The sequence below is a fragment of the Elusimicrobiota bacterium genome (assembly GCA_026388095.1).
GTDB lineage: Bacteria > Elusimicrobiota > Elusimicrobia > UBA1565 > UBA9628 > UBA9628.
Map to the genome: position 1 here is coordinate 12,109 of JAPLKL010000006.1, position 17,666 is coordinate 29,774.

At 66.2% G+C, this 17,666-nt stretch carries 12 protein-coding genes and 2 tRNA genes; 8 read left to right on the forward strand and 6 right to left on the reverse strand.

Annotated features, from left to right (window positions below; all coding sequences use genetic code 11):
* Window positions 1-54 precede the first annotated feature (54 nt).
* Both NTY77_00880 and NTY77_00885 read right to left on the reverse strand, forming a co-directional pair.
* Window positions 55-1,476: a radical SAM protein gene (locus NTY77_00880; protein ID MCX5794034.1), complete on the reverse strand. Its 1,422-nt coding sequence runs from the start codon at window positions 1,474-1,476 to the stop codon at window positions 55-57.
* Between the two features lies 1 nt (window position 1,477).
* Window positions 1,478-1,957, reverse strand: a complete 480-nt coding sequence (locus NTY77_00885; protein ID MCX5794035.1) for a hypothetical protein — start codon at window positions 1,955-1,957, stop codon at window positions 1,478-1,480.
* Window positions 1,958-2,152: 195 nt separating this feature from the next.
* Between NTY77_00885 and NTY77_00890 the strand changes: the two genes are divergently transcribed.
* The 6 genes from NTY77_00890 to NTY77_00915 all read left to right on the forward strand — a co-directional run bounded on the left by NTY77_00890 (window position 2,153) and on the right by NTY77_00915 (window position 7,975).
* A complete protein-coding gene (locus tag NTY77_00890; protein ID MCX5794036.1) occupies window positions 2,153-2,686 on the forward strand; it encodes a MotA/TolQ/ExbB proton channel family protein in 534 nt (177 codons plus the stop codon).
* Window positions 2,683-3,102, forward strand: a complete 420-nt coding sequence (locus NTY77_00895; GenBank protein ID MCX5794037.1) for a biopolymer transporter ExbD — start codon at window positions 2,683-2,685, stop codon at window positions 3,100-3,102. Before NTY77_00890 ends, NTY77_00895 begins: the two co-directional genes overlap by 4 nt.
* The gene (locus tag NTY77_00900) at window positions 3,099-3,794 is read left to right on the forward strand and encodes an energy transducer TonB (GenBank protein ID MCX5794038.1); all 696 of its coding nucleotides are present in this window, start codon (window positions 3,099-3,101) and stop codon (window positions 3,792-3,794) included. The genes NTY77_00895 and NTY77_00900 overlap by 4 nt, the downstream gene beginning before the upstream one ends.
* A gap of 122 nt (window positions 3,795-3,916) precedes the next feature.
* A complete protein-coding gene (locus NTY77_00905; protein MCX5794039.1) occupies window positions 3,917-5,680 on the forward strand; it encodes a hypothetical protein in 1,764 nt (587 codons plus the stop codon).
* A gap of 42 nt (window positions 5,681-5,722) precedes the next feature.
* Window positions 5,723-6,679 (forward strand): hypothetical protein, encoded by a 957-nt coding sequence (locus NTY77_00910; GenBank protein ID MCX5794040.1) that lies wholly within the window; start codon window positions 5,723-5,725, stop codon window positions 6,677-6,679.
* 21 nt (window positions 6,680-6,700) lie between these two features.
* Window positions 6,701-7,975, forward strand: coding sequence for a response regulator (locus tag NTY77_00915; GenBank protein MCX5794041.1), 1,275 nt, complete (start codon window positions 6,701-6,703; stop codon window positions 7,973-7,975).
* A 24-nt stretch (window positions 7,976-7,999) separates the two neighbouring features.
* Here the strand turns inward: NTY77_00915 and NTY77_00920 are convergent, their stop codons facing one another.
* Both NTY77_00920 and NTY77_00925 read right to left on the reverse strand, forming a co-directional pair.
* Complete coding sequence (locus NTY77_00920) at window positions 8,000-10,195, reverse strand: hypothetical protein (protein ID MCX5794042.1); 2,196 nt, start codon at window positions 10,193-10,195, stop codon at window positions 8,000-8,002.
* A gap of 103 nt (window positions 10,196-10,298) precedes the next feature.
* Entirely contained in the window at window positions 10,299-10,718 is a 420-nt protein-coding gene (locus NTY77_00925; GenBank protein MCX5794043.1) for a response regulator, read from the reverse strand.
* A 98-nt stretch (window positions 10,719-10,816) separates the two neighbouring features.
* Between NTY77_00925 and NTY77_00930 the strand changes: the two genes are divergently transcribed.
* Both NTY77_00930 and ileS read left to right on the forward strand, forming a co-directional pair.
* Window positions 10,817-10,892 (forward strand) — tRNA-Ile (locus NTY77_00930).
* A 13-nt stretch (window positions 10,893-10,905) separates the two neighbouring features.
* Window positions 10,906-14,085: an isoleucine--tRNA ligase gene (ileS, locus tag NTY77_00935; GenBank protein MCX5794044.1), complete on the forward strand. Its 3,180-nt coding sequence runs from the start codon at window positions 10,906-10,908 to the stop codon at window positions 14,083-14,085.
* Between the two features lie 3 nt (window positions 14,086-14,088).
* Here ileS and NTY77_00940 read toward each other — a convergent pair whose 3' ends face one another.
* Both NTY77_00940 and NTY77_00945 read right to left on the reverse strand, forming a co-directional pair.
* Window positions 14,089-17,511, reverse strand: coding sequence for a PepSY domain-containing protein (locus NTY77_00940; protein ID MCX5794045.1), 3,423 nt, complete (start codon window positions 17,509-17,511; stop codon window positions 14,089-14,091).
* 59 nt (window positions 17,512-17,570) lie between these two features.
* A tRNA-Ser gene (locus tag NTY77_00945) sits at window positions 17,571-17,661 on the reverse strand.
* Between the last annotated feature and the right edge of the window lie 5 nt (window positions 17,662-17,666).

The window sequence follows — 17,666 nt, forward strand, 5'->3', positions numbered from 1 at the left end:
CGATGCGGCAGGACAGAGGAGCAGGTCGCGGCGAGGACGACGGGATGGGCTGATCTACGACCGATCTGGCGATAACGCTGACCATATCCTCCAGAACGAGAGCTGGATGAAATTCTGGCATATCTTCAGCGGCAGCCTGCGGACCGCCTGGAAATAGAGCGCATACAATTCGTTCTTGGTCAGATGGCGCTCCCATATCGGCGGAGAAAAGTCAGCCCGAGGATTGCGGACATAGTTCGTCCAATAAAGGGGATCCAGCCCGCCCTCGGCTACAGCCTGCCGATGCAGCTCCGTGCCCGGCATGCATTGCAGCAGCTGGAAATTCGGCACCGATGGCGTGCCGAAAGCCGTATCGATAAGCCTCTCGACGTCCCGGGCGCATTGGTGTTGCGGGAAGCCGATGATCCAATTCGTGCTGCAGCTTATGCCATTATGCATGACCGCGCGCAGCCCATCATCGATCTGCCGCATGGTGACATGCTTCTTGATGGCATGCAGGCCGGCATCCGTGCAATCCTCGATCCCGACGGAAAAAAGATAGCAGCCGGCCTTGCGCGCCAAGCGCATCATGGGGCCGTCGATCTGGTCGATGCGCCCCTGGAAAGACCACTTGATATCGAGCTCCTTGGCGAGCACCGCCTCGCAGAAGTCGATCACCCTCTTCTTGTTGATGTTGAACAAGTGATCGCAAAAGAAGAAATCCCTCACTCCTTGCCGAGTATAAAGCTCGATTTCCTCGATTATATTGGGGATGCTGCGCAATCGATATCGGGCCTCATCGATCTGGCAGAACGTGCAGCGGAAGGGACAGCCTCGGGACGTGCTGATCACGGCCCTGAAACTCCCGAAGCCAAAACGCAAGCCTTTCATCCCCATGTATGGTGAAAAGCCATGCAGGTCCACGGCCGGCACCCCGATCCGGTCCAGATCCTTCACCACGGCCGCGCCGCCTCCCTGGACCTCATCGCCGACCCGGCGCAAAAGCCCAGGGACCAGCTTCACCTCCACCTTATCCCGCAGCGCTTGGCAAAGGTCCGCGAAGACCTCCTCCCCTTCGCCCGCCACCCCATAATCGAAGCAGTCATGCGCCATGGTTTCCCGCCCCAGAGCGTACATGTGCGGCCCGCCGACGACCACGACCACATCGGCTTTCGCTCTCTTGACGGAACGGGCGGTCTGCCAAGCGTCAAAGAAATAGTGCGTCAACGCGCTCAGGCCGACCACATCCGGATCCATATCAGCCGCCCGGCGCGCGGCCTGGTCCTCATCGAGACGCTCGGCCACGCAGTCGATCAAGCTCACCTGGACCCTCGGCATCTTCAGCCTCAGGGCTTGAGCCAGGTACATCAAGCCGACCGGCGGGTACACCAACAGCAGGCTATCCGCGGACCCGAATCCAGGATGGTCGAAAATGACCGGATGCCGCCTGGGCGGATTGATCAATACGACTTTGAAGATGTCATCCCTGGCAGCCACCTCAACCGCCTCTGGCCACGACCATGGTGCGGATCGACTGCATGATCCAGGCCGAGAACAGGAGCAGAAGGAGCTCCCATTGCATGAGCGCGGAAAGGACGGTCTCCCAAAGGATATAACGGGGGTCGATATCGAACGCCGATAGGAGGGTGAAAACGAAGAACAAGACCAGGAAGACCGTCGCCAGGGGGGAAAGGGCGCGCACGGCCATGGTCGATTGCAGAGCCGGGACAGCGGCGGCCAGGATGAATACGGAGAATCTGAGGACATGCATGGAGCACCGGTTCCGCCTGAGCTCCAGAAGCCCCTCGATGAGCGCGCAGGCCATGCACACAAGCATGATCCAACGCAGCGCCTCATGCCGCAGAGGCCAGGGTATGGACCCGTGGGGGATGAGGCGCCCTCTGCCCAGCATGAGATAGAGGGTCGTGGGGATTCCCGCGACGAGACCAAGGGCGGCGGCCCAGTGTCGTCGCAGCATGCGCCAATAGTAGCAAAAAACCGCCTGCGCACCGATCCGCGGGGGAATGTCCCTGCCCACCGTCCACTTCCTTACGGGCGGAGGATTTGACATAATCTCACCATGAGCTTCCATGTCAGCGTCAAGGATATCCTGGTCTCCGGAGGAGCGACCCTTTGGCTGCTCATCGGCCTGTCCATATACTCCGTCGCCCTCATGGCGCAGCGCTGGCGGTTCGTCCGGCGCGCCACCGGCGGCGAGCGGGCCTTGCTGGCCAAGCTGCGCCCGCTCATCGCCTCAGGCAACCTCTCGGATGCCGTCAAGCTCTGCCAGGCCCATAAGGGGCTCGCCGGCCCCATCCTCGTGACCAGCCTCACCGGCTCGCCCAGCCGCGACGAGCGCAAGCGCGCCGTCGAGCGCGAAGTCGAGCGGGCGGTGGCCGACCTCCAGAAGGGGACCACGCTGCTGGGCACGGTCGCGACCGTCGCCCCCTTCATCGGTCTTTTCGGGACGGTCGTGGGCGTCATGCGCGCCTTCCGCGACCTGGCCAGCGCCGCGGGCGCCGGCCCCGGGGTGGTCGCCATCGGCATCTCCGAGGCGCTGGTCTGCACCGCCGCGGGCCTCTTCGTGGCCATCCCGGCCGTCGCCGCCTACAACTACCTCAACCACCGCGCGGCCCGTTTCGGGGAAGACCTGAACTGGGCGTGCGACGAGGTCCTCGACGGCCTCACCGCGAAGGCCCGGCAGTGAAGATCCCCTCCGGGCGCCGGACCTTCGCGGAGATGAACCTCATCCCGCTCATCGATGTCTCGCTCATCCTGGTCATCATCTTCATGGTGCTCACGCCGATCCTGGTGCAGTCCCAACTCACGGTCAAGCTGCCCAAGGCGCAGTCCGGCACCCCGGCCGCCGCCGAGACCACGGTCAACGTCCAGATCAGCCGCGGCGGCGCCGTGCTCGTCGAAGGCCAGCCCGTGCGCTGGGACAAGCTCGAGCGCGAGCTGACCCTGAGGCTGCCCAAGTCCGCCCAGAAGACCCTGCTGGTCCAAGCGGACCGCAGCGTCCCCGTCGAGAAGGTGGTCGCGGTCCTCGACGTGGCCAAACGCCTGGGCGTGGGCAAGCTGGGCATCGGCGTTTCACCGGAGGCCAACGAGGCCAAGCCGTGACTTCCGCCGATGACGGCATGGCGCCCTACCTGACCTATTCTCTGGCCATCCATGTCGGGGCGGCCGCCCTGGCTCTGGCGCTCTACAGCGCCGCCAAAATCAGCTCAACGCCCGTCTACATGATCGACTTCGTGGGGCCCTCCGCCGCCATCCTCAGCCCTCAGGCCGAGACCGCGGCCGCAGCCAAAGGCCCGGCGCCCGCGCTGCAGCCCCAGACCGAGACCGACGAATTCTCGCCGCAGCGGCACAAAGGCGCCCCCCTGCCGAGGCCCAGCCTCCTGCGCGGCTGGAGCGAGCCGACCAGCGACGAGAAGCCCGCCGCCCCGGCCCCGGCGGCAACGACGGCCCAGCCCACGGCGGCCAGCGCACCCGCCAGCGGTGCCCCCGCGCAGGCGGGCATCGCCACGGACATGCCCAACTTCCCTTACCCTTGGTACATCAGCCAGATCCGCCAGGTCCTGTGGGAGCAATGGTCCAGCCGCATGCCCAAGGGAGCGGGCGAATGCGTGGTGGTATTCACCCTGCTGCCTAACGGGCGCTTCGTGGACTTGCGCACGGAAGAGAGTTCCGGAGACCCGGCTTTCGACCTGGCCGCTTTGAGCGCCGTCCAAGACGGGGCCCCTTACCCGCCGCTGCCGCGGGGCTTCAAGGAGCCCTTCCTCAAGATTCACCTCACCTTGAAGAGCCTCTGAGAGAGGCCCCGGACCGGTCGCTCGTTTTACCGTTTTTTTAACGACATTTTTCCATTTTTTTGGAATCCTGTAATAAGAATACCCATACTTCTGTTACACTATAGCGACAGAGGACCGCCCCCATGAAAGAAAAAGAGATTGGAGACACGGATCAGCAAAACCTCGACGCTCAGGTTCCGAACATCCCCGACCTGAAGAAGAAGGACAAGGAGCGCAAGCGAGCAGGGGCGGCTTGGGGCGGCGGCCGGCCTGCGGGGACCCCGTTCACTGGGGCGACCGGGGGGTCCGGAGCCGGCGGCCTTACGGCCGTCGCGGGCGAGGGACAAGTCGCGGCCAGCGCGGCGGGAGCGGCGGGAGGAGCGGGAGCGGCGGGCGCAGCGGGAGCGGGGGGAGCGGCGGGAGCGGCGGGAGCGGCGGGAGCCGCTGGCTCGGCCGCGGCTCCGGGCGGGATGGGCTGGCTGGCCTCCTGGCTGGGCGGCTCCAGCGGCTGGCTCGGTGGGGCCGGTGGCTGGCTCGGCGGGGCCGGTGGCTGGCTCGGCGGCGCCAGCGCGAGCTTCTTCGGCAAGGCCATGATCGCCATCGGCGCGGCGGCCCTGCTGGCCGGCGTAGGGCTCTACGCCTATATGCGTCTGCACGGCAATGGAGCGGAGCGCCAGAGCCCGGAATTAGGTCCGATCTCCGATCCTATCGCGGTACACCGCAGCCCCAGCGATGATCGGCTGCGCATGGCGGCGCAGGCCGGCCATGGCCAGTTCCAGTGGGACCCTCAGGAGTCGCCGGCCGAACCCGCGACGCCCGCCGCTGAAGACAAAGCCCAGACTCCAACGTTGGCGGCGGCGCAGAAGCCGGCGGAGACTCCTTGGGGCGACATCCTTTCCGGGTTCCAGGCCAAGGGCGGATCCCAGGGCCTCTCCGGGTTGCCTTCGGGCTCGGGCGCGTTCGGCGGCAACAACCTCTTCTCGGCGCTGACCGGAGCCGGGGCTCGCGGAGGCAGCGGCGGCGGAGGCAAGAATCTGGGGAGCATGCCCTCGCTGAGCAACCCCGGCCAGAAGGGGCATCTTTCCAGTGCCTTCGCGAAAGGCTCGACGCGCTCGACCAATGCCCAGGCCTTGCGCACCCGCAACATCCGCTCCAGCCGGGCCTTCGCCCAGCTGCGCACCGCCCGGGCCATGTCCGTGCTGGCGGCGCGCGGCTCTTCCAGCGAACAGGGCATGAAGATCGGGGCCGCGGACGCCTTCGACCAGACCCAGACTCAGGGCGGGCAGATCGGGGCGATCGACTCAGCGGTCCCCACGAACCCGCCCGGCGGCAGCGGAGCCTCCGGGGGCGAATACGGCGGGACGGCGCCGCTGCTCAGCGACCCCAACGCTCTGCCCCCCGAGCCGACCTCGCCTCCCGGCGCCGTCGACCCCGGCCAACAGCAGAACTACCAGAACCCCATGGACGCGATCAAGCAGCTCGCCGCCATGGCCGCCAAGCTCAAGCTGCTCTCCATGCTGCTCATCGCCATCGGGATAGCGATGATCATCGCGGGGTGCTGTTGCGCTCCGCCCAACATCGGCTTGATCATGGCCGGCATCGCGATGGTGGCCATGGGCGTCATGATGCTGATGATGGCCCAACAGATGGCGGCCCAGGCCAAGGCCATGGGGGAACAGCTCTCCGCGGCCATGGGGCAGCAATACGAGCAGGATAACGTCAATGCCTGCGTCAACCAAGCCGTCGCCAACGGGACCGATCCCAACGCCTGCAACTCGCCGCACAACAACGGCAACACGCACAACGACCAGACCACGATCAGCCAGGACGTCAACGCGGAGCGCAACTCCACCTCCGAATACGACGACGGGACGCCGGTGTCCCAGCAGCAGTTGCAGCAGCAGTAGCGGCGCTTGAATCGGCGCATCGCCTAGGCTATACTCATGGGGATGCGCTATTGGGTCCGGGTCGATCGAGAAATCCGGGGGCCTTACACGTTCGAAGAGCTGGCCGCCCAAGGCACCCACGACTCGACGCTGGTCTGCCCGGAGAACCGCCCCAACAACAAGCGCCAGAACTGGCTGCCCTTGCGCAAGGCCAAGGAGCCGCCGAGATTCTACGTGCGCGTCGGCTCCCGGGTGCGCGGTCCCATGCCCGGCGCCGAGCTGGGCCGCGTCGGCGGATTCTGCGGCGACACATTGGTCTGCCCCGAGCGGCGCAACTACAGGAACCGCTGGAACTGGGCCCCGGCCAAGACCTTCGCCGGTCTGCGGTCGGCCCCTGCGAGCCCGGTTGCGGTCGCCCCGCGAGAAGCCGCCCCCGTGGCGCGGCGCTTCTGGGATGCGCTGAAGACCCGCTGGCGCCAGCCGCCGGTGCTGCCGCTGCTCATAGGCGCAGCGGCCGTCATCGTAGTCGTGCTGCTCTGGATGAAGTTCTCCTATCTGCCCCGCGTCCGCCAGACCTACCTTAGGGTGCACGCGAGCATCGACCTCGCGGCTTTGGCCGTCCTCCAAGAGCGCTACCACCGCCAGACCGGGTCTTATGCCGACGACCTCGCCACGCTGGTCGCCGCGGGGGGAGACCCCGGACTGCCCGCGGACCTGGCCCCGGACCTCGACTTGCAGACTTTGTTCATCCGGGGGACATCCACTTATTTCATGCTCGAGGCCAACGCCCTCGACGAGAAGCGCACGTTGATCCGGCATGTGGGCTGGACCCCTGTCCTCAAGGAAGGGGACAGGGACCGTGCGATGACGATCTCCTCAAGCACGGCCCCGGTCCGCGAGGGAAAAGACCAGTACCGCGCGCCTGCCGTTTCCTCACACACGGCCGCCGGCCACCATGAAGGAGACGAGGGCCGTGCGCCGGCGATCTCTTCGCGCACGGCAGCCGACAGGACCCCGTGACCTGAACCAGGAGCTACGCGCATGGACATGATGATCTTCGACGACGATCCTTACGCGGCGGAGCTTATAGCCACCATCGCCGAAGACGAAGGCCTGACCGTGGAGAAGCACCTCGACGGGATCGACGCCTTGGAGAAGATCCGCTGCGGACGTCCCCGCCTGGTGGTCACGGACATCATGATGCCGGGCATAGATGGGATATCCCTGTGCCGGGCCGTACGAGCCGACCCCGCCCTGGCTTCCATCCATGTGGTCGTCTGCTCGGGCAAGCAGTTCGAAGAGGACCGCCAGCGGGCGCTCGCCGCGGGTGCGGCCGCCTACTTCACCAAGCCCTTGGAGATGGCCAGGCTGCGCGAAACCATGGCCCGTCTGCTGCCGCGCTCCAGCCTCGCGGTACCAGGCCTGGCCCCGGTCGGAGGCGCTCCGGCGCCCGCCTTCCGGGCCAAGGTCTGGGGCTGCCGCAACGCCGGGACGGAAGCCGCCTCCCACTGCGTCTGCGTGGAGTTCGGCTCCAGGCTGTTGATCCTCGACGCCGGGACGGGGTTGGCCGGCGCGACCGCCGGGCCGCCTCCGCAGGACCGGCAGCTTTGGCTCCTGCTCAGCCGCCACCACTCCGACAACATGACGGGGTTCCCGGCCCTGGCCCCCTGGCTGCGGCAGGGCTGCGTGTTCCGCGTGGCCGGACCCGGGGACATGACCGAGGTGGGCTTCATCTTCGTGCGCTGCCTGCCCGGCACGAGCGCGGCGCAGGCCCAGTTCTACCAGCTCAGCGAGGGCCCCTTCCAGCTCTGGCCGGACGTCGCTTTGACCGCCCTGCTCGCCAATCATCCGGGCGCCACCATGGCCTTCCGCCTGGACCACCGCGGCCGCAGCCTGGTCTACTGCCCAGCCAACGAACTGGAGGACCCGGATGACGTGCAGACCGACTTCAACGAGAAGATGGCGCGTTTCGCCCGCGGAGCCGATGTCCTGCTGCACGACGCCCGTTACAGCGACGAGGACTTCGCTCACCGGCCAGACCGCGGACCGGCCGGCGCGGCCCTGCCCGCCGACCTGTCGACCGCGGGTGCGCAGGCGCGGCCGGGCCGGGAATTCCAAGGTCACAGCTGCCCGTCGCTCGCCGTCGACCTCGCCCTCAAGTCGGGAGCGCGCCGCCTGGTCCTGTTCCAGCTCGACGCTCGCTACGGCCCCGCGGAAGTGGACGGCATCGTGCGCGCCAGCCGCGACCGACTCAGGGAGAGCCGCTCCACGCTGCGGCTCGATGCGGCCGAAGCCGGGCAGGTCCTCGAGGTCTGAGAGTTCCCTGCCCCTTCGGGGGCCTCACTTGGCGGACGGCGAGGTGTTCCTGCTCCGCTGTTCTTTCGTGAAGGCCAGCCAGGGCGAGACCAGCTCGAAGGCGCCGTAGATCGTCGTGGCCACCGCCGCGATCAAGAGCGCCGTGGCGATGGGGATGCCCGAGAGCACGAAGCCGTACACGAAGGTCGACACGATGGCCGCGAGGATGCCGAGGAAGGACTCGGCGGCCAGGACCTTGTTCACCTGGCTGCCGGTGAAGGTCCCCATCTTCTTCTGGTTCACCCCGGAGACGATCATGGCGGCGAAGCTCGCCAGGAAGGTCTGCAGCCCGTAAAGGGGCAGGACCAGCCACATGGAGGGCACGGAGATCATCAGCCAGAACAGGGGGACCTGCAGGGCGGCGAGGATGTAGAGGGGGACGGTCATGGACTCCTCGCTCTTGAAGCCGAACCTGTTGAGGAGCTTGCGCGCGGGCTCCATGAGCATGGCGCCGACGATGCTGCCCAGGCTGGAGAAGACCACCAGGAGGCTGAAGAAGCCCATGGGCGTGCTGGTCATGCCCTTGAGGAACCAGCCCAGGACCGGGATATGCAGGGCCGCCCCGATCGTGGCCGGATTGGCCTTGATGAGGTTCTCCACGTACTCCGGCAGGACGTTGAAGATCAGCGGGTCGGAGAAGAGGGAGACGAGCAAGGACGTGATCATGGAGGTGCGCAGGAAGCGGTCCGAGAACACCAGCTTGACCCCGTCCTTGAGGGAGCTGGCCAGCTCCTTGAGCACTCCCTTGAGCCCCAGTTTCTCCCGGGCCGGCTCGGCCTGCGCCGAGGCGGTCGCCGTGGAGGATTTCTTCGCGAAGATCTTGACCGTGGCGTAGATGAGGCCGGCGATCCCGGTGCACAGCGCGTAGAAGCCGTAGATGACGGCCCCGCCGACCCCGGTCTTGCCCAGGAAATCTCCGACCATGGAGACCTGGCCGGCGATGGCCGGGCCGATGATGGCCACGGCTGAGGCGATGAAGGTCAGGATGGCGTTGGCCCGCACCCGCTCCGAGTCGCTGACGCTCGGGTCGCCCAGCATGCGGTTGACTCCCACGCTCTCCATGGTCACGGAGAGACCCTGGAAGAAGGACTGCACCGCGATGAAGCCCAGGAGGGTGTAGAGCGCGGCGCTCAGGCTGAAGACGCCGGAGGCGAAGAAGAGTCCCACGATGCCGCCCAGCACCGCGGAACGGACCCAGAAGGAGCGCGGCAGCCACTTGAGGCTGCCGTCGGTGTTGCGGGTGAACAGAGGGATGGTCGCGTAGCTGAAGGCCTGCGCCACCCAGTGCGCGATGCGCACCATGCTGCGGTTCTGGCGCACCAGGGCCTGGACGGCCTCGGAGTTGCCCGCGCGCGGGTCATTGTTCTCCTTCAGGGAGTTCTTGGTGAAGGCCGAGACCAGGTAGGGCAGGCCCACCATGTACATCTCGATGCCGAAGGTGTAGAAGATGTTGCCGACCACGTAGCGCCAGAAGGACTTGTTGCGCTCCGGGTCCTTGAAGACCTGTCCGAAAGAGCCCTTGGCCTCGGGAGCGGCGGCCGGGACCTCGGCCTGCGCTTGCGCCGGCTTCTCGCCGGAGGGCTGCAGCGTCGAACTGCGCGCGCCGCCGAGTTCGGGAGACTGCGTGGCCGAGACGGGATCGGCGACATCCTCCGCGCCCCGGGCGCGGCGCTCACCGGTCAGGACTCCGAACTGATTTTCGGCGGCGCTCTTGGAGCCGTCGGCGGAGGTCTTCTCCACCCCCTGCACAGCCTCGGCTGCGGCCTGGGCGGCCGGCTGGATCTTCTCCGCGCTCAGCGTGCGGACGGCCTCGGCGACCGGGACCTTGGTCTCGGCTGGCGCGGCCGAGACGACGGGAACTGCGGCCGCCGCCGGACCAAGAGCGGGCGCAGCCTGAGGAACGACTCCCGGAATGACGCGCAGGCCGGAAGCATCGACAGTCGGCACGGCGGAGAGGGAAGGACCCGAAAGGGGCTGCAGGGAGAGGCCGGAAAGCGATGCGGCGCCCGCAGTCAGGCGGGAGACCTGGAGGGAGGAGCCGACCGCGCTCGCCGCGTTGATGGGCAGGGCGCCGGTCTGGACCTGCACGGTCTGCACCGCAGCCAAGGCCGACTGCACGCTCAGGAGGTACGCCAGCAAGGAGGCGATGACCTTGAGGCCGCAGCGCGAGAGAGGTCTCATGTCAATGATTATATCCACAGGGCCTGCGCGGCAGCACGGCCCTTTGGTCTGAATCAGGCCGTTATTGGGCCTAGGCGGAGTTGGGTCCTTGGACCGGGAGACTTTAGGGGGTCACGCGCCAGGGCCGATAGTCGTCGTCCTTCTGCCGCTGGGAAGGTCCTTCCAGGAGCCGCTTGACCTCGCCGCGCAACTCTCCGAAGTCGAAAGGCTTGGTGATGTACGCGTTGGCGCCCAGGTCGAGCGCCTCGCGGGCCAGCTCCAGGTCGGCCTGCGCGGTCAGCATGAGCACCGGGATGCAGATGCAGCCGGCGCGCGCGCTGCGCAGGACCTCGATGCCCGTCATGCCGGGCATGGCGACGTCGAGGAGGAGCAGGTGCGGGCAGGACTCGGCCAGGGCGCGCAGGCATGACGGGCCGTCGCAGGCCTCGTGGATCTCATACTCCTTGCCCAACAGGAGCACCAGCCCCCGGCGCAGGTCCGGGTCGTCGTCCACGACCAGGATGCATTTCCTCTCCAGGGCCATATTCGCATTATACCACTAAACCCCGATGGCCGAACCCGGGGATGGCGCCGCCGGGGAAATTATGTAGAATGTCTGGCCATTTCAGGCAGGCCGCATACGGGCGGATAGCTCAGTTGGTAGAGCGCTGTGCTGATAACACAGAGGTACCGGGTTCGAATCCCGGTCCGCCCACCACTTTTTTCACCCCATGAGCGAGACCCCTCCGCAGATGAAGCCGGCGCCGGCCATGCCGCGCCACACCGAGATCGATCGCCGCATCCTGGAGTTCTGGAAGGAGCACCGCAGCTTCGAGGTCCTGCGCGAACTGCGCCAAGGCCGGCCCCCGTTCCGCTTCGTGGACGGTCCCATCACGGCCAACAACCCCATGGGCGTGCACCACGCCTGGGGCCGCACCCTCAAGGACGCCTTCATCCGCTACAAATCCATGCGCGGGCACTCCTGCCGCTACCAGAACGGCTTCGACTGCCAGGGCCTCTGGCTCGAGGTGGAGGTGGAGAAGGAGCTGGGCTTCAAGGGCAAGCCCGACATCGAGCGCTTCGGCATCGACAACTTCTCGCGCAAATGCCGGGAAAGAGTGGAGAAGTTCTCCCGCATCCAGGCCGAGCAATCCGTGCGCCTGGGCCAGTGGATGGACTGGGACCACTCCTATTATACGCACACGGACGGCAACATCCTGGGCATCTGGCACTTCCTCAAGCTCTGCAAACAGAACGGCTGGCTCACGCGCAAGGCTTTGCCCATGCCCTGGTGCCCGCGCTGCGGCACCAGTCTCTCCGAGCACGAGATGGCCGGCTCCCACAAGGACCTCCAGCACCTCTCGGTGTTCGTGCACCTGCCGCTCAAGGACGACCCCAAGAAACATCTCCTGCTCTGGACCACGACCCCTTGGACCCTTTCTTCTAATACGGCCGCGGCCGTCAACCCGGACCTGCAGTACTGCGAGGTCTCCTCGCCCAAGTGGCCGCACCGCCTCATCCTCTGCAAGGACGCTTTGGGAAAGCTCAAGTCCTACGCGCCCAAGGTGGAGCGCATGTTCCCCGGCAAGGAGCTGGTGGGGCTGCGCTACGAGACCTTCTTCCCTGAGTTCGAGCCGCAAAAGTCCGTGGACCACAAGGTGGTGCCGTGGGCCGAGGTGGACGCGGCCGAGGGCTCGGGCATCGTGCACATCGCCCCCGGCTGCGGCCGCGAGGACCACGAATTGGGGCTGGAGCAGAAGCTCGCCGCCATCTCTCCGGTCGATGACAACGGAGTCTTTTTACCCGGCTTCGGCTGGCTGACCGGCCGCACGGCCGGAGAGGTGGCCGACGACGTGGCCAAGGCGCTGGAGAAGGCCGGCAAGCTGCTCCGGGCCGAGATGTACACGCACCCCTACCCCGTGTGCTGGCGCTGCAAGAGCGAGGTCCTCTTCCGGCTGGTGGACGAATGGTTCATCAAGACCGCGGAGATTAAGCCCCGGCTCAAGAAGGCGGCGTCAGCCGTGCAGTGGATGCCCGAGCACCTGGGCAAGCTCATGAGCGACTGGCTAGAGAACATGGGCGACTGGTGCATCTCCCGCAAGCGCTTCTGGGGCATGCCTCTGCCTTTCTTCAGCTGCAAGGACTGCGGAGAGCTCACGGTGGTGGGTTCCCGCGAAGAGCTGCGCTCTTTGGCCGTGGACCCGGCCAAGGTGGACGCCCTGCCGGAGCTGCACAAGTCCTGGATAGACACGGTCCAGATCCGCTGCCCGAAGTGCGGCAAGAGCGTACCGCGCACCGTGGAGGTCGGCGACTGCTGGCTCGACGCGGGCATCGTGCCCTACTCGACCATGGGCTATTTCACGGACCGGCCCGCTTGGGAGAAGCAGTATCCCATAGAATGGGTCTGCGAGATGCGCGAGCAGGTCCGGCTCTGGTTCTACTCCATGCTCTTCATGGGCGTCACCATCAGCGACCGCGCCCCTTACGAGAAGGTCCTGGCCCACGAGCGGGTCATCTCGGAGGAGGGCAACAAGTTCTCCAAGACCGGCTACATGATCCATTTCGACGAAGCCGTGGACAAGCTGGGCGCCGACCCCATGCGCTACCTCTACTGCGGCCAGCCCGTGGCCCTGGACCTGCGCTTCGGCTTCAACCTGGGCGAGCTGGCGGGCCGCAAGCTCTGCGCCCTCTGGAACATCTACGTCTTCTTCGTGACCTACGCGCTGGTCGACAAGCCCGACCTCGCGGCCGAGGTGCCCGCCGACTCTCGCTCCGTGGCCGACCGTTGGCTTTTGGCGCGCACCCACGCCTTGCTCGCCGCGGCCACCGCAGCCTATGAAGGCTATGCCGTCAACGCGGTAGTGCGCGAAGTCGACGAGTACCTGGAAGACGTGTCCAATTGGTACGTGCGCATCAACCGCCGCCGGTTCTGGAGGAGCGGGGAGGCGGCTGACAAGGCCGCAGCCTACCAGGCCCTCCATGACGGACTCAAGACGCTGGTCGAGGTCCTGGCGCCCATCGTCCCTTTCATCACCGAGGAGATCTGGCAGAACGCGGTGCGCCCGCTGCTCCCCGGGGCCCCGGAGTCGGTCCACCATGCGGACTGGCCGGTCACCCCCGAGGGCTGGGCCGACGCCGGGCTCATCGCGCGCACCGCTTCGGTGCGCCGGGTCATCAGCATGGCTCTGCACTTGCGCGAAGCGGCAGGCGTCCGGGTGCGCCAGCCCCTGCGCGAGCTCCTGGTCAGAAGCTCGGAGGAGACCGCAGCGGCGCTGCGCGAGCAGCTTCCGGTCATCCTGGCCGAGATCAATATCAAGAACGTTCGCTTCATCCCGGACACGGACGCCCTCTTCGTGCCCCGGCTCGCGATCAACCTCCGCGCCGCGGGCCCGGTCCTGCGCGGGGACATGGGCAAGGTCAAGCAGCTCGTGGAGGGCGCATCCGCTTCCGAGATGGCGGCGATGGCGGCCAAGTTCGATGCCGGAGAGCCCTGCCGCGTCCCAGGTCACGACGGCGACCTGCCGCCCGCCATCTTCACGCGCGAGAAGGGCATGACGCCGGGCTTCCAGGTCGCGGAGGAGGGGGACCTCACCTTGGCCCTCGACACGCGCCTCGATGAAGCCTTGGAGCTCGAAGGCTTGGCGCGCGACGTGGTGCGCCATCTCCAGGTCCTGCGCAAAGACGCGGGTCTCGAAGTCACGCAGCGGGTGGAATTGGGATGGACGACGCCCAGCGCGAAGCTCAAGAAGGCCATCGCCGAGCACAAGGACCACATCGCCGAGGAACTCCTTGCGGTCAGGCTGCAGGAGGGGGACTTGCCCGGCGAGGCGGTGCGCAAGGACTTCGACATCAGCGGCCACCCGCTGACCGCGATGCTCAAGCCGGCCTCCAGGCAGTCCGTCGGCGCCTGACGGCTACTTGACCACGACGATCTTCTGGGTCTTGCTGCCGCCGGGGCCGGACATGTGCACGAGATAGACGCCGCTGGCCACCCGGTTGCCCGCGCCGTTGTTGCCGAACCAGTCCACGGAGCCCTTGCCTGCCGGGACGTCCCCGTCGAAGAGCGTGCCCACCAGCGTGCCGTTGAGAGTGTATAGCTTGATGGTCACGCGTCCCGCGGTCTGGACCTCGTATTTGACAGTGGCCTTCTCCCCCCGAAGCGGGTTGAAGATGTTGTTGTAGGCCGTGAGTTGTGCGCCCCCATCGGACGTCAGATTGATGGCGTTCGACAAGCCTAGAGAGACCGTGCTGCCCGTCACATTGTAGCCGAAGACTTCCAGATATATCGTCCCCACGGATGGGAAACGGCACGAGAACGTCACCGTGGATGAGCACTGCGTGAACGCCTTAGTGGTTTCGGTCGTGAGTTGCACCTGGCCTGTGATCATGCCCAACGCATTGACCATCGAGCCGGGCACAACGTTCAAGAAGGTGAAGGTGTTGCTGCTGATCGTATCGGGAATCACATTCCTGGCTTGATCGCGCAGTTGGGCGTAAGCGAAGGAGTAGTCCTGTTTCTGTGGCCAAGTGGTCACAACAACGGAGAATTTGATGATGTCATGGTCCATCGATGCATTGACCACGCTCCCCTCCAGAGCTCCGGAGCGAGGATAGTCGAAGGTCAGAGTGTAGGGAAGCAGGGAACTGACGCCGCTCTCGAAGCCGCCGGCCACCTGCAAGAAGAACTGTCCGGCCGACTCGTTCCTGTAGTTCAAGACCACGGTCGGCGCCGCCGAAGTGCAGTCACTCTGGTCGCAGAAGGCGAACTCTGAAGGCACCGTGACCACGGGCTTGTGCCGGAGGTCGTAGAGGGTCAGGCCGTAGCCCATGTAGTAGCCGTCGGAAGGCACGCTATGGACCGGCAGCTTCATGATGATCGAGATCTGTCCTGGCCCGGCCCCAAAGGTGTAGAAGTCCGTGTGCCCGGGCGGGGAGATCGTGCCGGTCACCACGGTGTAGGTGCTCACGTCCAAGGCGCTCTCGAAGCCCGTATGGAGCTCGTTGACTCCGCCCCCGAGCAACAGGCCGTGCGCGTTGAAGCGCGGGATGATCGAACTGTTCTGGACCGGACCGCCGCAGGCCGGGACGAGGCCCTGGCTGTCCACCCTCTTCAGGGCATCCAGGAATTCTTCGAAGCTCTCCGGGAAGAACTGCAAGGCCTGGAAGACCAGCCCGTCCGCGCAGGCCTGGCCGACCGACGGGTTCAAGCGCGCGATCTGGTCGGCGCGGATGTCCCAAAGTGCCTGGCTGAAGAAGATGCTGTCCGCATGGATCTCTCCGTTCCAAGCCTGGTCCAAGTAACCGTTGACCGGGAGAGGATTGCAGGCGGTGCCCGAACACAACTTCGAGCACTTTCCGTTGGCCCACGATTTTGCCGGGTTGCGGCAGTCCAGTTCGCGCAGGGGCGCCTCGGGATAGTTGTAGTAGGCGCCAATGGAGGAGTCGTCGAGGGAGGTCGCCGCGAAGTAGTCCGCCAGCCCTTCGGAGATGGCGCCGGCCTGTCCGAAGTTCTGGATCGACCAGATTTTCTCCACTACATAGTGGGTGTATTCGTGGCGCGGGACAGTGGCGTCGTCCGTGAGCGAGTCGGACGGAGTCTGGCCCCCGATGGAGGTATCCCCAAAGTTGAGGTTGTCATAGTCCGGATTGTAGAATGGGTCGCTGACGTTGGGCCCCAGGAGCGCGATGGCGTCGACCGGATGGCTGTTGATGTCAGCGGCCCCATCCTTGTTCACCGCGTATTGCTGAATGTAGCCGGCGCCGTAGGGGGTCCCCGCCGGGATGCCGGAGTTGAAGAAATCGTGCATCAGGTTGAGGTGGTAGAACAGGCTGATCTCGCTGCGCATGCCTTCCAAGGCCGTGCCCGTGCTCCATACGAGGTCGCTCACGCCGGAGACGCCCGGGTTGGGCAGGACCATGTAGCTGGAAAGGCTCACGTCGTAGCCGTACTGCCCCCCCGGCTGATCGTTCGACTTGAGCCGCAGGTAGTAGGAGTCGCCGGCCACGGCCGCGCCCCTGAAGGCGCCGCGGTTGCCGAAGAAGGTTCCCACGGGATTGCCGGCGGGGTCCAGCACCGCCAGCTCGTCGTCGTCGATGACCGCGCTCGCCTCGTTGATGGCCCCGCCCACGGTCCCGACCTCGAATTTGTCGAAGATGGGAAGCACCTTGACCACCTTATGGTTGCTGGGGTGCGTGGGGTCGGAGTCCGTGACGGTGACTGTGGATATCAGGGTGACGCTGCCGGGATAGGGGTGCGGCGACGAGACCGGGGTGCTCCCGGTGTACCAGAGGCCACCGCCGTTGTCATAGTGGACGCTGGGACCCCGGAAATTAGAGACGTTGACGTAGGGCCCCTGCAGCTGGGTGAACATCGCGCCCTGCTTGGTGCTGCAGTAGTGGCCGTCGCCGTAACCGCCGGTGGCCGGGTCGTCGTAATAGGTCTCGGCCGAGGTGCTGGCGTCGACCACGTAGACGTACTGGTGGCGGAAAGGCCGGACCTGCAGAGCGCCGCGGAGAGGGTCCACGTCGTAGACCTGGCCGGAGACAGTCCCCGTGCTCAGGCATCCCAGGGTAAAGAAGCGCAGGTCGTTGTAGCGAAAAAGCACCGCGCCGCTATGCGCGTCGATGTAGTAGCGCCAGAGCGCGGACTTGTCGCGCGCGGTGAACTTCCAGGCCAGACGCGCCTGGCCCGAGTTCTCGTCCGGGAAGACCACCAAAGCGGCGCGGCTGGAAGGGGCCACCCCCGCGTCCCGGCGCACCGCGGCCGCGGCTTGCGCGGCCGTCAAGGTCGGGACGATGTCCACGGCCAAGTCCGGCTCGAAGCGCGAGTGCACGCCGGTCACCGCGCCGCGCGCGTCGAGATGGACCTTGACCCGGGCGAACTCCACGGGCAGGCCCCGATAGGTCTGGCGGTAGAGGACATGGTGCTGCCCGCCGCCCGAGACGACCCGCTCCACGGCCAAGGCCGCCGGGTCGACGCCGAGCATCCCGCGCTGTTCCGCCAGGAACGCGGCCGCCGCCTCTTGAGGCCGTCCCGGATGGGGCCCCGAGGCGCCTTCCACCAGGGCGGAGGGCATGCCGGTGCGTCCGTCGAACCGGATCTTCCAGCGGCCGCCGTGGGCTTGGTTGAAGGAGTCGAAGGCGCTGCGGGACCGGACGGAAGGGTCCCGCCGCCGGGGCCGGGAGAACTGGTCGAGTCCGAAGCGCTTGGCGTCCGCGCGGGCGACGGCGGAGCCCCGGACGGCGTAGGCTTGGCGCGGGACCAGGCCGGCCGTCGCCAACAGGGCGGCGCCCGCAAAGGTCCGGATGGCGTGCCTTAGGTGCTGACCGCGCCGCATGACGTCACTAGGTTAGGACAATCCGTTTACAGAAATGTTACGTTCCCGGAAGGAAGACACGGAGAGGGAGGGATTCGAACCCTCGGTACCAGGATTACCCAGTACAACGGTTTAGCAAACCGTCGGTTTCAGCCGCTCACCCACCTCTCCAAGAT